Below are 16,190 nucleotides of genomic sequence, written 5' to 3'. Positions count from 1 at the left end.
AAAAAATATCCATACAACTCCATTTTTGGAGACGAGCGGATTTGTCAAGGTGGTACAATACCACATTAGTATAATTGTGGAAATTATAGCTGGAAATTTTAATAAAATTTTAACTGATTTGTGGGGGTGAAAAAGAAAATTTAACTCTCAAAAGTCAGATAAATAAAGCCCTCGGAGTTTCCGAGAGCATACGGAAAAGTAATTGGAGGGGTTCTTTCTGACAAATTCGGTTACATAAAGGTCACAGTGCCAGGCCTGATTGTTTCAGCTTTTCTTATTTCCTTTGGTATGAGTATGCCCTTGTTGGCAATTTTAGGGGTGCTTCTTTTCAACATGACAATGCCTGTAACCCTTGTTGTGGTGTCCGATATCCTTCCTGGAAAGCCGGGGTTTGCATTCGGGCTTACTGCATTTTCGCTGCTTATAGGAGCATTTCCTACATTTACCCCAATGAGGTCGATGTTGTATAATCAATGGATAATATTAATCATTGTGCTAATGGCTGCACTAATGCTTTATTGGGCTTTGAGGCTTTCTCAAGATTGACGCACTTAACCACCTGGGTTATACTGGATATATATTTGATAGGAGGAATAAGGGATATGAAAAAGCCGGATCGGGCTTGTAAAAGGATAGCTTGTTTTATTGCAACCATTTATAGTGTTTTTTTACTTATTTCCAATATGGCATATGCTGACGTTGCAGGAGGAGGCGTTTTTTTAACAGGAACTGTTCTTATTTTTTTTATAATTCCAATCGTAATTGTAACTGTTATATGTTTTATGATCATACGTATGATAAGGAACAAAAGCAAAGATAAAAATGATGGTCTTTAATGCCTTTCTTGTACCGCTCTTACTTACTATTATTATAGAAACTCTTGTTGCTATACTTCTTGGGAACAGACGAATGGGGTTTCTTACTGCTTTTGTATGCGTCAATATTATGACAAATCCTTTGCTTAACTATGTTATCATGGTTCTTAAATATTTTAAGGCTTATAATATTTTAATACTTGTTATAATGGAAATAATAGTTGTTATATGTGAATGGAAGGCATTATCCTATGCTTTTAGAAAAAGGGATAAATCTTTATTAAAGCTGTCAATTTTGTCAAATGCAGCTTCCTTTGGTGTGGGATTAACGTTATTTATAGAAAATATTGTTTAACCGTTCATTATTGTGCCTTTTAAATGCTCGGCTTTATAACACTTTTTACATTAAGGGAGAACATCATGCATAAAAAAATTATTATACCGATAGTAGTTTTACTGCTCATATCATTATTAATGTCCTGCACGGCGGTAAAGAGAGAGGAAGGCGTTACAGAAAAAAACTCCGCTCCGATAACTCCGCCTAAAATCGATAACACAGGCACTCCGGTAAAAGATCCTATTATGGAAGAGGTAAACAGAATGACATCGGATGAAAAAGTTGGGCAGCTTATTATTGCGGGGTTTGAAGGCCAAATGGCTAATGAGGACGTTAAAGATTTAATTGAAAGGTACCATGTTGGTGGTTTTATACTTTTCAAAAAAAATATAAAAAGTGCTTTGCAGACTGTAAATCTTATAAATTCAATTAAAGAAACAAATAGTGTAAATAAGATACCTCTTTTCATTTCACTAGATGAAGAGGGCGGAAGGATATCAAGGATGCCGGCTGAGTTCAAAAAGATACCGTCTAGCCAGGATATTGGTGCTAAAGATAATGAGGTCTTGTCCTATGATGTTGGAAGAGCTTTAGGCAATATGGTAGGTCAACTGGGTTTTAATTTGGATTTTGCACCTGTCCTTGATATTAATAGCAATCCCAACAACAAGGTGATAGGTGACAGAGCTTTAGGCAGTGATCCCGATACGGTGAAAAGGCTTGGAGTAAGTACTATGAGAGGTCTGCAATCCCAAAATGTTATCCCGGTTGTAAAGCATTTTCCGGGTCACGGCGATACGCTGGAAGATTCCCATGTGGGTTTGCCTGTTATAAATTATGATTTGGAAAGGTTGCAAAGCTTTGAATTTGTACCCTTCATTCATGCAATACAAAATAATGCTGATGCAGTGATGATTGCACATATTCTAATAAAAAAAATGGATGCAATATATCCTGCATCCATGTCTGAAAAGATTGTAACAAATATTCTAAGACAAAATATGGGGTTTAACGGTGTTGTAATGACCGATGACCTGACAATGGGTGCGATCCTGAAGAACTATAATATTGGGAATGCAGCGGTAAAGTCCATTAATGCCGGCTGTGATATACTGCTTGTATGTCATGGATATAACAAAGAGGTGAGTGTAATTGAGACAATAAAGGAAGCGGTGCAGAAAGGAATTATATCAAAGGAACGCCTGAACGAAAGTGTTTATAGAATAATCAAACTTAAAGTGAAGTATGGATTAATTGATGGTAAAAAGGATAATGTGGACATAGGGGCTATAAATAGCCAAATTAACAAAGCTTTATCTACCTTTTTTTAGTGTTTAAGAAAATGTTTGTAACATGTAGAAAAAAGAAAATAAATTGTTTACAATAATAAGATGAGCAATATTTTTATCTTTATCAAATAAGGGCGGTCGTTTATGGATTTTTCTAATATTAAAAATATCTTAAAAGACAATAAGCTGAAGGCTTTTCTTCTTGCCTTAGTTACACTTTTATCAGCACTTCTTATTATTTCATCCATCAACATGCTGTCCTTTAATTCATCAGGTAAATCCCAAAGGAGTGCCAGCAGCGAAGAAGGAAACAGCAAAGGCGGCAATAATAAAAATAACCCGGGAAATAATGAACGGGAAAACAATGATGGTCGGCAAAACAATGGACAAGACGGGAAGCCTGAGGATGGAAAGCCTGGAGAGGATGAGGACAGGGATAATCGGGATTCCAATAAAAACAGCATGGGACAGGAGGACAAGAACTTTAGCTTTGATCAGCCTGATGAGCCATTCGAAAATAATGATAGGAAAGGGGAATCCGATTCAGGTTCTTCCCAAAATGAACTTGAGGATGGGCTTAAGGATTTTGGGAGTGAAGAATATGGTGGGGATTCCGAGGGCAGTTACACAATTCCTGATGAGCTTCGAAAGAGGCTGAAAAACCAGAGACCTGAATTTAATATTGACCTGTCCAAGGATAACAGCTTACCTAAGGGCCGTTATTTTGGCGATGGAACCACATACTCTGTTCAAAACGTTAAGAAGGCAAACCATGTGCCTTTGTTTGAGGTCTTGGGAAATCTGGATAGCCCTTTTATTAAGATGACCGTTCAGGACACCTACTCAAACAGCAAATGGTATTCAGATCCGGATAAAGTAGCAAAAGTATATAAATATAATGAAAACAATACTAATGAAGAGCAAGCGTGCAAAATTAAGTTCATAAACCCTGCAAATGGTTTTATCCCGGTACCTGCCAATCTTAAGGGCATAGAGGTGCCTGTTTTGGGAGTTCTTACTTATCCTGATGAAGGAGTGTTTTATTCCGATTTCATGATAAATGATTCTTATGAAGTTTTTTTGAAGAATGATATGCCTGATAGGTATGTGCTGGAAAACAGCAATATTGACAGAACAGTTACCTATAATACTGATGGATTGGGTAGTTTGAAAGATGACGTGATAAATCTTGTGGAAGGCATGGAAACGCCATATGAAAAGATAGAAGCTGTTGCAGATTTTCTTAAGTCTAATTTTTCTCAAGGCAGTGCCAAAAACAATGCCAGTGGGGATGCGCTATACAGATTTCTTGATGATAGGAAGGGAAGTCAGCTTGACTTTGTGTCTACATTTGTTATGCTTCTAAGATGTGCAGATGTTCCTGCACGTCTGGTTACTGGATATAGAGTTGATCCAAGTGCATCGTATCAAATAGTTTACGCAGATCAAATGTGTGTTTATCCTGAGGTTTGCTTTGAAGGTTATGGATGGGTTCCATTGGATTATTTTGCGGATGTAAAACCTATTGATCCTCCCAAACGTTCTGTGACCAATATCACAAAGTTAAATGAGACTGCTATAAAGGGCAACGGGTTTAATGTAGCAGGAACGGTAAAGGATACTGGAGGAAAAGCACTTAACGGTCAGACGATCCTTATTTATCTTAAGAAGGACAAGTATGAGGAATGCTTGTCCTATGATAAGGGAACCGTTAAAAACGGAGTCTTTGACATCGACTGTGTGTTGAAAGAGAATGTTGATGTAGGTAGTTATCAGGTAATAGCCAAAACCCTTGCAGATTCTATTTATAAGGAATCGGACAGTGACCCTGAGCTCAAAGTGCTTGCTGAGACGGATATATCAATTGCTGATCCTGCGATAACCGATAATGGAAGAAAGCTTCTTATAGATGCAAGCCTTTTCGAAAGGCTTTCTAAAAAACCTGTCAGTGATGGCGAAGTGAAGATGAGTTATACCAATTCGGTCAGTGGCAGAGCAGAAGGGATTATTAGTGCCCAGGGTCAGGTACAGGATGGAAAGTTTGTGACATCTCTGGATTTTTCGGGGAATATTGAGCCGGAAAAAAAATATATTTTCTTTTCTCGATATCTCGGAGTGTTAAAGGGACAGTACGTTGGAACCGATTATTATATACCTTCATCGGGTGAAGTGGATGTGAACCTTATTGTAATACATTGGTGGAGGATTTTTATAACACTTTTTATTCTGGTTGCTCTCTCTATATTTGGGTTTGTTTTACTAAAAAGAAGGAGAAAGCTTGCCGCAGCATCTTCTTATGGAAAGGGTATAGAACAATTTAACAGCAAATACAGAGTAGAAGACCAAAATGTTAAAACTGACGGTGAAGTATTGAAAATAAGCTTTCCTGACATAGGCCAGGAGTTCGAAAATGTCTGGGGTATAAACGAAGTTTTGAGAGTAAGGTTTCATGATTCCTTGGGCAATTTTGACATGCTAAATATGATGTTTGATAGAAAGGGGATTAATAGGATAAGGGTTTTCTCCGCTTCTGGCAGTGATACAAATGTAGGCAGGATTATTCGCATTGTCTGCTATAGTGAGGAAGTCTTGATGCTAGGAAAAAAACTCAATGATATTCTCTATGATAAATTCGGTTTTATGCCCAAGAGGCAAACTCCCCGAGAAATTATTAAATCCTTGCAGAGTGTTCAAAAGGACAATGTAATAAAGGGGTATACCGACAGTGATATAGAAGAGCTTATTCTTATCCTGGAAAAAGCAGCATACAGCATTGACGAAGTCAGAAGAGCCGATTATGAACGCTTTTATCTATTCGTTTGTGCATTGCAATATTAATGAAAGGAACCTTAGAAATGGGAAACCAAGGCGGCAAAAATACATCTATTTATATCTATATTACAGCAATAATAATTCTTACGGTGATATCTGTCTTAATGGGAATTAAAGGGCTCAATGAGGCAGGAGGAACCAAAGTCAGACTGCTTTTTATTCTGATACCTGTTATATTTGTTCTGGTGGGTAACCTCGCAAAGAGTATAATCAGCATCTTCTTAAGGGGATTGCTTGCACAGGCCTTTGGAAAAATGTCGGTAATGCTGGGGTGGGGGGGTGCTGCGTTTGTTTTTTTCTTTCTTTTACCTGAGGCAGATAAGATCAACAAAGCCAGCTTGGGAGTGCCGTTTGTGGCCTTAATCATTACATTTAACAGCTGTTTCTATGAATTTATAAAAAACAACATCATATTTTCCAGAATAATTAAGGCGGTTTTGTACTTTATACAAGGCTTTATTCTAAGGCAGATGATCTCCGCTCTATGGGAGAATGGCTCATGGAGTTTGGGAGTACAAATATCGGTGGGGGATATGGTCTTCTTCGGCCATATAATGATGTTTTGCTCTGTCTTAATATCCATGCTGGAGCTTTCCGATAACTCTTTTTATAAAAAGCTGGGAGAATGGTTTTCAAGAAATCTTTGGTTGAAATTTATGGCGGGATGCATGTTGGTATTATACTTTAAGGATATACGATCCCAAATGAGTGACAGCTTTCCTTCGCTTTTCGTATATGTAGAATGGGCAGGCATATTATTTGTTCTTCTTATAATTTTTATAGTTGCTTTCAGCAAAATACGAGGAGATAGAGCCCCTCAGTTTCACGAAAGATTTGGAAAGCATGTACAGGAGATAATTTACAATAAAAGCTATGAGGGACGTGAGATTTCAATGTTTCTGGAGGAATACGTAAACAGGGGAGAGTTATCCGGGATACTGGCATTCCTTGTGGGGCTGGCGAAGGAACGTATGATACCCGATATGGAGACAAGACGCTTAATAAAGCCGTTGACCGACTTTAAGGGTGTTGAGGTTCCGAAGGTTTGCTATAAAAGCGAGTATAACCATATTATGCAAATGAATATGGGCGAACGTAAAAAAATTATAGAAGTTGTGATATGGAATATTAAAAACTACGGGAGGAACACTGGCTATGTATACCAAAATGAATACTGGGGACATACAGACAATATGCACAAGGATTATTGACGAGGCAGGTAAGATATTTGTTGCAGCGGATAAAGGGGTACTGGTTAAGATATTAAGCGGTTTTTTAGCCGGAGGGCATATACTTTTTGAAGATAATCCAGGCCTTGGTAAAACGTTGCTTGTTAAGGTGTTTGCTAAAATAGCAGGGTGTGAATGGAAAAGGATCCAGTTTACTCCCGACCTGATGCCGGCTGATATAGTAGGTACCAAGGTTTGGAAGGGCATGAACTCCAGCTTCGAGGTTGAGAAAGGTCCTATTTTTACTAACTTTCTCTTAGCGGATGAAATAAACCGTGCAATGCCCAAAACTCAGTCTGCACTGCTTGAAGCAATGGAAGAACACCAGGTAACCATAGAGGGAATTACCTACAAGCTTGGACAATTGTTTACCGTTATGGCCACTCAAAATCCTATAGAGATGGAAGGTACATATCCTCTTCCTGAAGCTCAGATGGACAGGTTTATAATGAAAATTTCCATGGGATACCTTGATTCGGTGGAAAAAGAAAGTGAAATCTTAAGAAGAAGGGTATTATGGAAGAAGGATGACCCTACAGAAGATATAAAAAGCGTTATAACAAGAGATGATATTTTGATGCTTCAGAATGAAGCCGAAAATGTTTATGTTGATGAAAATATTATAAAGTATATTTCGGAAATTGTAAGAGCTACACGAAAGAATGCCAATGTCAGGATGGGAGCAAGTCCTAGAGGAGGATTGGCACTTCTGAAGCTTACCAGGGCTCTTGCCCTTATAAATGGAAGAAATTTTGTTATTCCTGATGATGTGAAGCACCTTGCTTCAAATGCTTTATCACACAGGCTGATGCTTAGTGTTGACAGCATCTTAGAGGGTATAACTGCAGACTCTGTGATAAATATGATATTAAAGGGAGTAGAAGTTCCCAAAGAATATACGAGAGGTATATAAATATGGTGCTGCCGGATCCGGTTGTGAAAATGATAAAGCTATTTTGCTGGATTTTGCTGATAGGTGTGTTTTTTGCCAATACAATAATTATCATGCTGTCCTTTATTCCGTTTATGTTTGCTGCTATAGGGCTTTTGATAAAGCAGCCTTCAAAGATTAATATTGAAAGACACTATTCTAAAGACAGGGTTTTTTCCGGAGAAATCATTGAAATATGCCTTGATATAGAGGCTCAAGACGGTATTGGAATTATAGAAATTTCGGAAATACTCCCAAGGCACTTTGAGGTGATTGAGGGCTCCAATTATAAAGTACTCTGGAAGGGAATGGGTATACTGAAATGCAGGCTGGTATATAAATTTAGATGTACTACCTCGGGTACTTATCATATTGGAAATGCAGCGATAAAGGTATCTCACTGCATCTATGGACATGTTCACAGCTCTATGGAAAGAAGTGCAAAGATCATTGAGGTCAGCCCTAGGATATTTGATACAACCAAAGCAAAAAGTATTTCAAATTTCAGTAAAATACCAATGCCGTTAGGAAACATTTCAAATATGGGAATGTCTACCCTTGAATTTAAAGAAATCAGGCAGTACTGCTACGGTGATTCATTCAAGCTTATCAATTGGAAGGCTACGGCACGAAATTTAAACAAGGGTGGATACTGGCCAATTGTAAATGACTATGAAAAAGAGGGGAAAAAATCTGTATGGATTTACCTTAATATATCAAAAAGTATGGGTATGGGTTCTAATATTATGAATTCATTGGAAGCAGGGCTTGAGGCAGCCAATTCACTAGTGGATTTTTATCTCAAACAAAATGCTTTTGTAGCTTTTGGTACGTACAATGATATGCAGGAGTTTATATACCCTGGTTCAGGACAAAAGCACTATATCAAAATACTTAAAACAATATTAAGGTGTAGTTCAAATATTGGAGCAGTAAGAAGGACGGATAACAGGTCAATTTCATTAAAAGAGGCGATAATTTCCAACAAAAAATATTTGTCGGGATCGGAGCCGTTATTCATAATAGTAACAAGGTACTATGACAAGTTTTATGATTCGTTGTCTGAAGGAATAGATGAGATGTCAAAGTATGCATCTTATAGAAAAGGAGTCTATAAAATAATGATTGTTAACATAATCGGGTATGGGATGGCTGCCAATTCCGACCTGGAAAAATTGACTGCACAATTGCAGCACCTTAAGGATTATAAAAGCATACAAAGGCTGAGGAAAAAATGCATATGGATCGATTGGGATCCTTCGCAAACCAGCTTTTCAAAAGCCCTGATGAGTCAGGTGGTAGGTATATGACGGGTCGTATAAAGATTGTGAAAATAACTCTTTTAATTACTATGTTTTTTGCTTCATTTTATCTATTTACCGGTACCTCATGGTTTGATGCTCTGAATAAAGCATCAGGCTCCTACATGTATTCAGTAATATTCATAAATATAGGTGTTTTGGGGGCGTTAATTCTTACTGTATTTGCAGGAGTTAAGCCTGAGAAGATTATTTACATTGTTTCAATATTGCTTTGCTTTCCCTCGGTGTTGTACCACTCAAAGTTAAATTGGTTTACTATTATTTGGGGATTAAAGGTTAGTGACAGGAGCTCCTTTGCATTGACAGCACTTATATCTGTTTATGTAATTCTCGGAATTTTCCTTGTCGCGAGGATGCTGCAGTTCGAAAGGCAGTGTGAAGATTGGGTAGCATCAGGGGCTGAATATGCTGCTGCTGCAGATGTTTATAAAAGCAGATTGGAAGTGCTTTTTTTTGCGGGTGGTTTTACAGCTATACCTCTATTTGGGATATCTATTTTCGGGTCAATTATAAGATTGCCCAGTTATATGGCAATGGGATCTGTGGTGCTGGCTGTTCTAGGTGTATTGCCTGCAGCTTTTATAGTATTCTATTTTACCAACCCAGGTAAAAACAGAAAAGAATAAGGGGAAAATATAAAATTTGTCACTTAAAAAATTGTTTTCTTCGAACTTTAAGATGAAGGGGCAGCAAGTTTTAATAAAAATTATTAATAAGAAATATAAGAGATATGTGATTTCAAAGTTTCTCTCCTAATACACATATAAAAAAGGCGGTATAAATTAAATATAATTTTATACCGTCTTTTTATGTGTCTGGGAAATAAGGGTGTATTCTACACCCTTATTTGGGGAATTATATAAAGTTGCATTTTTACTCTGATAAATGTATCATTATATTCGGAAGTTATATGAAAGCGGTTATTGCAAAACATATTGAAGCAAAAGATAGAAGGTGACAGTAATGGATTTACCGAAGATTATTGATGCTCATGCCCACATTTTCCCGGAGAAAATTGCAGAACGGGCAGTAGGATCTATAGGTGAGTTTTATGGAATAACGATGTCGTGTACTGGTACATGCGAGGATCTTATTGATCACGGCAAGGAGATAAATGTTGTAAAGTATGTTGTTAATTCAACAGCTACAAAGGTTGAGCAGGTTGAGCCTATAAACAGCTTTATTGCAGATGCCTGCGGAAGGTTTGATTGTTTTATCGGACTAGGAACTATTCATCCTGATGTGAAGGATGTGGAAGCAGAGATAAACAGAATTATAAGCCTTGGACTTAAGGGCATAAAGCTGCATCCCGATTTTCAGGATTTTAACATTGATGATGAATCTGCTTTGAAAATATATAGGGCAGCAGAAGGAAAACTGCCGATACTTATACATATGGGGGATGAGAAAAGAACATCTTCAAGGCCAAAAAGGCTTGCAAGGGTTTTGGACATGTTTAATGATTTAAAGATTATTGCTGCTCACTTCGGTGGCTACAGCATGTGGGATGAAGCAATAGAATGTTTAGTGGGTAGGGATGTATATTTTGACACTTCAAGCTCACTTGCTTTTATGGATAAAACCCAAGCAGAAAATATAATTAAAAGGCATGGTGCAGAAAAGATACTTTTCGGTACCGATTACCCCATGTGGATTCATAAAGAAGAGCTGGAAAGGTTCAATAAGCTGGAATTAGATAATAATGAGAGGGAAATGATATTATACGGTAACGCAGCTGGGCTTTTTAATATAGAGGAAAAGTGTGTTTAAATTTACCTAAACAAGGAGGCTTCATATGAAAGAGATTTACAAAAACCCTGCATATTCTCCTGAAGAAAGGACAAAGGATCTTTTAAGCAGGATGACCCTTGAAGAGAAGATTGGGCAAATGTGTCAGATTGATGGAAGAGAAAACCCTGAGTTCTGGATAAATGAAAGACATATAGGTTCTTTTCTGCATGTAAGGGGGAAAGAAGCTCAAAGGCTTCAGGACATTGCCAGCAAAACAAGGCTGGGTATTCCTATTATATTTGGAATTGATGCAATACATGGCCACGGATTTTACAGCGGTGCTACGGTATTTCCTTCCCAGTTGGGTGTGGCTTCCAGTTGGAACCCTGATATATTAAAGGAGATGGCTGCGATAACAGCAAAGGAGGTTATCCTTACCGGATTGCATTGGACATTTTCGCCTGTAATCTGTCTAGGCAGGGATGCAAGATGGGGACGAGTTGATGAGACGTTTGGGGAAGATCCTTATCTTGCGGGTATTTTAGCTGCAGCAATGGTAAAAGGTTACCAGGGTGAGAAGCTTTCCGATCCATACAGCATACTTGCTTGCGCAAAGCACTATGTAGCTCATGGAGAAACAGTAGGGGGAAGGGATTCAACCGAGTGCGATATAGCAGAAAGAAAGGTGAGATCCACTTTTCTGCCGCCTTTCAAGACAGCAGCGGATGCAGGGTGTGCGACCTTTATGACTGCGTACCATGCAATTGATGGACTTCCATGTACTGCAAACAAGGTGCTTTTGAGGGACATTCTTAAAGACGAGTGGAATTTAAGCGGCTTTATTGTGACTGACTGGGACAATGTGGGCCACATGCACAGGCTGCAAAAGGCTGCACCTGATATGAAAACGTCAGCTGAGCTGGCTATTAAAGCAGGGAACGATATGATGATGTCGACACCTGAGTTCTACGAATCTGCAATAGAGCTTGTTAAAGAGGGAACTATAAAGGAAGAGCTTATAGATGAGGCTTGCAGAAGGATACTGGAAACAAAATTCAGGCTTGGACTTTTTGACCATAAGCGAAACACAGATTTTACAAAAGCACGGAGCATAATAGGATGTGCAGAACATAAAAGGGCAGCTTTTGAAAGTGCTTTGCAATCCATTGTATTATTAAAAAATGAAAATGGTACCCTGCCTGTTTCAGATAAGGTGAGAAAGATTGCTGTAATCGGACCTAATGCCCATGATGTTGAGGCTCAGCTTGGAGACTGGACATTCGGGCCGAGATATTATCCTGAAAAACCCATGCTGGAGTACAATGACTATGATATAACCTCTGTAGTTACCATACTTGACGGCATCAAAAAAAGAGCAGGGGATAGGGTGGAAGTTGTATATGACAAGGGCTGCGATATGTTTGATGAGTCAAAAGAAAACATAGAAGGGGCAGTAAAATTGGCACAGCAGTCCGATATGGTAATTGCAGTTGTGGGAGATACTGTGTTATTAAATGGCGAAGTACGTGACAGGTCAAGCCTTGATCTTACAGGTGCACAGCAAAAGCTTCTTGAGGCTTTGAAGAATACCGGTAAGCCTCTTGCTGTAGTGCTTATAAACGGTAAACCCCTTACTGTACCATGGATAAAGGACAATGCAGATTCTATCATTGAAGCCTGGAATCCCGGAATGGAAGGTGGAAACGCAGTAGCGGCAGTACTCTTTGGAGATCATAATCCATGTGGAAAAATTACAATATCTTTCCCAAGAAATGTAGGTCAGCAGCCTGTATACTACAACCAGTATCCCGGATGGCACGGACCAGCCAGGTATATAGATGTGGACCCGGAGCCCCTGTTTTCTTTCGGATACGGACTCTCTTACACAAGTTATGATTATTCCAATTTGAAGCTTTCAACAAAGGAAATAGGAATTGATGGTGAGATCATTGTTTCTATAGATGTAACAAATACCGGGTCAATTAGAGGCACTGAGATAGTACAGCTTTATATAAATGATATTTACAGTTCGGTAACTACTCCAATAAAGGAACTTAAAGGTTTTAGCAGGATAACACTTAATCCTGGAGAGACAAAAAATGTACAAATTAAGCTGCCTGTTTCCCAATTATCACTTATCGATAGACAGTTGAACAGGGTTGTGGAGCCTGGGGAATTTGAAATAATGGTAGGAAGCTCATCTAGAGACTGTGACCTCATAAAGGATATTGTTAAGGTTGTTTAATGAGTTTATTCTATGGGATTTTGTATGAACTGCTATGCGTTAGTAATTAAGTATAATTAACTTTTTTAACAAATAATTTACAATTTGTTCATTGACAAGTTAATTATATTTACGGTATCATTAAAATAGTTAATATATTTATATGTTTGTTTAAATTATTTTGCTTGTTTAATGATGATGGCTGCTTGATGAATTGGAGGTTACTATGAGCATTGTTGTTAAAAAAGGCACTGATTTTAAAAACAAGGTTTTACACTTGAAAAATTACAGTATGGAGCCATATATAGAAAAGGTTTATTTGGATGGGAAGCTAAAAGAAGCATCACTGATAAGCGAGCAGGATAAAAGTTTTGGAGTATTTATGCATTCACTTATTCTAAGTAATACGGTGGATCTGAAGAAGCACGATACAGAGGTTTATAAAAGAAAAGAGGATAAGTTAAAAAAAGCTGTATCTGCATATGCAAGTTTAATGGGTTTTGACGCAAATCTCATTGAAAGTATAGCACCAAAGCTACCAGGATTGGATATTAATCATGATAACAAGCTTACTTCATCGGTTCATCTTATTAATGGAGAGTTAAGGTTTGTAATCAGAGGTGCAGCGGAGTATATGTTTAGAAGCTGTACACATATTCTAATGGAGTCGAGATTTGTTAAGGTTACAAGAAAGGCTTTAAGGGAAGCATATGATACATTCAGATATATGGTTGCAAAAGGCCTGGACGTTTATGCCATTGCACTTAGGGATTTATCAAGTCTTCCGGAAAACTATAACGATAATTTTTTAAGAAGCAATTTAGCACTTGTATCCCTTATAGGAGTAAATAAAAGGCTAAGAGCCAACAAAAATGCGAGGACTTGAAGTCCTCGCATTTTTTAATGTCTAGGAAATTATGGTGCGTGCTGCACCACAATTTCTCACGACAGCGTCAAGGTTGACAAAATCATTTTATGATTTTGTTCTGTCTATATTTTTGTTCATACCGTTACTTCTTCCTGGAGGATTCCCCACTTTGCAAGCTCTTCTGCGGTACCGATATATACCTTTGTATGCATAGGTATTTGCGGGAAAAGGCTTTCTACATCAAAATTAAACATCCTTATGCAGCCATGTGAAGCATATGTACCGATAGAGTATGGATCGGTTGTACCATGTATACCATAGGATGACCCGCCCTTTAGAGAAAGACCCATCCATCTGTATCCCAAAGGATTGTAAGGAGAACCTCCATTAACGGGCTTTGCATACCCGCCGCCGCCCCAGGCAGGATTTACAATTTTATTAACTATTGTAAATTTACCTGACGGTGTTAGTGTGGACGGGTTTCCAACAGCTACAGGATATTTTTTAACCAGTTTGCCGCCCTTGTATAACGTCAATAAGTTTTTAGACTTATTAATTGTTAACCATAGACCTTCGGATGGTATGTCGGATACCTTATCGGAAGGTGACAAATCAGGAGCAATTAGTTTTTTAAGAACTGCATCAGTAGTTTTTTTATCCCACTTGCCGGTAGGGTTCATATTGTGGTTGCTTTGAAAGTGAATAAGGGCACTTCTGGAATTAAGGTTTTTATCTTTGAAGTTCTCCTTATAATAGCCAAGTTTTTTTAGTGATGCCAGACTATTGTTTTTCACAAGCTTTTTTAAGTTGGAATCTACAATCGGCACTTTTTTTATAAGTTCAAGTGTCTCATCTATAGAGATAGACTTGTTGGAACTGCTAATAAAAGATATTGGTTCCTTTGAACTTATTTGCGTATTAGTGCCTGCACCAAAGCTATAACCTGTAACAGAAACGGCTGTGAGCGAAATAAGCAGGGGGTATAGCAGCAACTTAGCGGACTTTCCCTTAAGTATTTTAGATTTCATATGCAAGAGTATCACTTCCTAAATATGTATAATTGGTTGAGGAATAAGTAAAATATCATAAAGCATTTATATTTATATTTTACCTGTTCCCAAGCTTAATAAACATTATATGCCGGGAACTTGATTTCTAAAACCATATATATTTATATAGATAAAAATATTTAAAAGTATTTATTTAAAGCGGCAAAGCTGGCAAGACGGCGGAAATATATGATTTGATAATAAATAAACATGAGAGGAATACCCTATGAAATCCGCAAAATGTAACACTTCTGTAATTATTCTTAACAAATTCTTAAATTAATGTGATTTAAAAAAATATATATTAAAATTGCATTTAGTCTTAGCATTAAAATAGTGCACATAATAAATATCGGCATAAAAATGGAAAAGTTTATATGGAGTGATGAAAAATGAGAGGTTGGAGAAAAGTAAAGTTAGAAATAATTCTGTTAATATTTATTGTAGTATCCTCAGCATGCAGCCATCCTGAGGAAGAGGCTATTCCTGCTGTGGGCAGTGGACAAATTAAAATAGGAGAATATAAAGCCCAAAATTTAAATGAAAGTATGCATAGCAGAAGCACTGAATACGAATCTGCCAGTTTCCCGAGAGATGAATTGGCAGAATATGAAGGTGTTATAAACCACATCTTTTTTCATCCTCTTATAATTTACCCCGAAATGGCCTTTGATGGAGATTATCTATCCGAGGGTTATAATGACTGATTTGTGACAGTTAGTGAGTTTAAACGGATTATAGAAAGCTTGTATCAGAAGGGTTATATACTGGTAAGTATTCATGATACCTTCGATGTAAAAGAAGTTAGCGGAAAGAGGTTGTTACAGCAAAAAAAACTTATGCTTCCTAAGGGGAAGAAACCATTGATAATATCGATTGATGATATGAACTATTACGAATATATGATAAGCAATGGTAATGCACATAAACTAATAATAGATGACGGGGTAGTAAAGACCTATTCAAGAGATAAAAATGGACAGACAGTTATATCTGATGACAATGATATTGTACCCATATTAGACAAGTTTGTTAATGAGCACCCGGATTTTTCTTTAGAAGGTGCTAAAGGAGTTATAGCACTAACGGGCTATGAGGGCGTTTTGGGATACAGAACAAATGAACTTAAATCCGCAGTGTATGAGGGCCAAAAAAAGGAAGCAATAAGTTTGGTAAACAGGCTTAAGGAGACTGGGTGGACTTTTGCGTGTCATGGATATGGACATCTTGATGCAAATAAGGTTGACATTAGCAGGCTTAAGAGGGATACTAACCGCTGGAAGAACGAAGTAGAGCCGCTGGTAGGTCCAACATCTATTTATATTTATCCTTTTGGCAGTACTGTTAATTATACTGAAGCAAAGTTCAAATTTCTAATGGATAGTGGGTTCGATGTTTTTTGCGGGGTTGGGCCTGAAACTGTTGCCGAGTACAAAAAGGATTGTATAATTACAGACAGGAGGCCAATTGACGGAATTAGCTTTAATAATGCTAAAAGGCTTGCAGATTTGTTTGATTGCAATGTAGTGATAGATGGAGTTAGGCCAGAGAAGCATTGATGTC

Annotated in this window: 15 protein-coding genes; 14 read left to right on the top strand and 1 reads right to left on the bottom strand. The window is 37.7% G+C overall.

Annotation, left to right across the window (positions count from 1 at the left end; all coding sequences use genetic code 11):
- Positions 1 to 246: 246 nt before the first annotated feature.
- The 12 genes from VIO64_RS07860 to VIO64_RS07805 all read left to right on the top strand — a co-directional run bounded on the left by VIO64_RS07860 (position 247) and on the right by VIO64_RS07805 (position 13,596).
- Entirely contained in the window at positions 247 to 546 is a 300-nt protein-coding gene (locus VIO64_RS07860) for a hypothetical protein (RefSeq protein WP_331916866.1), read from the top strand.
- Between the two features lie 56 nt (positions 547 to 602).
- A complete protein-coding gene (locus VIO64_RS07855; protein WP_331916864.1) occupies positions 603 to 836 on the top strand; it encodes a hypothetical protein in 234 nt (77 codons plus the stop codon).
- Complete coding sequence (locus VIO64_RS07850; protein ID WP_331916862.1) at positions 823 to 1,170, top strand: hypothetical protein; 348 nt, start codon at positions 823 to 825, stop codon at positions 1,168 to 1,170. The genes VIO64_RS07855 and VIO64_RS07850 overlap by 14 nt, the downstream gene beginning before the upstream one ends.
- 65 nt (positions 1,171 to 1,235) lie before the next feature.
- Positions 1,236 to 2,483 (top strand): beta-N-acetylhexosaminidase, encoded by a 1,248-nt coding sequence (gene nagZ, locus VIO64_RS07845; protein WP_331916860.1) that lies wholly within the window; start codon positions 1,236 to 1,238, stop codon positions 2,481 to 2,483.
- A 102-nt stretch (positions 2,484 to 2,585) separates the two neighbouring features.
- On the top strand, positions 2,586 to 5,279 hold the full coding sequence (locus VIO64_RS07840; RefSeq protein WP_331916858.1) for a transglutaminase-like domain-containing protein: 2,694 nt from the start codon (positions 2,586 to 2,588) through the stop codon (positions 5,277 to 5,279).
- Positions 5,280 to 5,296: 17 nt separating this feature from the next.
- Positions 5,297 to 6,484: a hypothetical protein gene (locus VIO64_RS07835; RefSeq protein ID WP_331916856.1), complete on the top strand. Its 1,188-nt coding sequence runs from the start codon at positions 5,297 to 5,299 to the stop codon at positions 6,482 to 6,484.
- Positions 6,429 to 7,415 (top strand): MoxR family ATPase, encoded by a 987-nt coding sequence (locus VIO64_RS07830; protein ID WP_331916854.1) that lies wholly within the window; start codon positions 6,429 to 6,431, stop codon positions 7,413 to 7,415. Before VIO64_RS07835 ends, VIO64_RS07830 begins: the two co-directional genes overlap by 56 nt.
- A 2-nt stretch (positions 7,416 to 7,417) precedes the next feature.
- Positions 7,418 to 8,743 carry a DUF58 domain-containing protein gene (locus tag VIO64_RS07825; protein WP_331916852.1) on the top strand — a complete coding sequence of 442 codons (1,326 nt, stop codon included), beginning with the start codon at positions 7,418 to 7,420 and terminating at the stop codon, positions 8,741 to 8,743.
- On the top strand, positions 8,740 to 9,381 hold the full coding sequence (locus VIO64_RS07820; protein ID WP_331916850.1) for a hypothetical protein: 642 nt from the start codon (positions 8,740 to 8,742) through the stop codon (positions 9,379 to 9,381). The genes VIO64_RS07825 and VIO64_RS07820 overlap by 4 nt, the downstream gene beginning before the upstream one ends.
- Before the next feature lie 337 nt (positions 9,382 to 9,718).
- Positions 9,719 to 10,525, top strand: coding sequence for an amidohydrolase family protein (locus VIO64_RS07815; protein ID WP_331916848.1), 807 nt, complete (start codon positions 9,719 to 9,721; stop codon positions 10,523 to 10,525).
- Between the two features lie 25 nt (positions 10,526 to 10,550).
- Positions 10,551 to 12,731, top strand: a complete 2,181-nt coding sequence (locus VIO64_RS07810; RefSeq protein ID WP_331916846.1) for a glycoside hydrolase family 3 N-terminal domain-containing protein — start codon at positions 10,551 to 10,553, stop codon at positions 12,729 to 12,731.
- A gap of 205 nt (positions 12,732 to 12,936) precedes the next feature.
- Positions 12,937 to 13,596, top strand: a complete 660-nt coding sequence (locus tag VIO64_RS07805; protein WP_331916844.1) for a hypothetical protein — start codon at positions 12,937 to 12,939, stop codon at positions 13,594 to 13,596.
- A gap of 116 nt (positions 13,597 to 13,712) precedes the next feature.
- On the opposite strand, the gene VIO64_RS07800 is transcribed toward VIO64_RS07805, so the two are convergent.
- Positions 13,713 to 14,606 carry a L,D-transpeptidase family protein gene (locus tag VIO64_RS07800; RefSeq protein WP_331916843.1) on the bottom strand — a complete coding sequence of 298 codons (894 nt, stop codon included), beginning with the start codon at positions 14,604 to 14,606 and terminating at the stop codon, positions 13,713 to 13,715.
- 413 nt (positions 14,607 to 15,019) lie between these two features.
- Between VIO64_RS07800 and VIO64_RS07795 the strand changes: the two genes are divergently transcribed.
- Together VIO64_RS07795 and VIO64_RS07790 are read left to right on the top strand one after the other, a co-directional pair.
- Positions 15,020 to 15,334 carry a hypothetical protein gene (locus VIO64_RS07795; RefSeq protein WP_331916841.1) on the top strand — a complete coding sequence of 105 codons (315 nt, stop codon included), beginning with the start codon at positions 15,020 to 15,022 and terminating at the stop codon, positions 15,332 to 15,334.
- Positions 15,335 to 15,337: 3 nt separating this feature from the next.
- A complete protein-coding gene (locus VIO64_RS07790; protein WP_331916839.1) occupies positions 15,338 to 16,186 on the top strand; it encodes a hypothetical protein in 849 nt (282 codons plus the stop codon).
- Positions 16,187 to 16,190: the final 4 nt, after the last annotated feature.

Origin of the sequence: Pseudobacteroides sp. (assembly GCF_036567765.1) — a bacterium.
In the GTDB taxonomy this organism is placed as follows: domain Bacteria; phylum Bacillota; class Clostridia; order Acetivibrionales; family DSM-2933; genus Pseudobacteroides.
The sequence above is the reverse complement of the archived record's forward strand: the minus strand, read 5'-3'. Positions and strand labels throughout refer to the sequence as shown.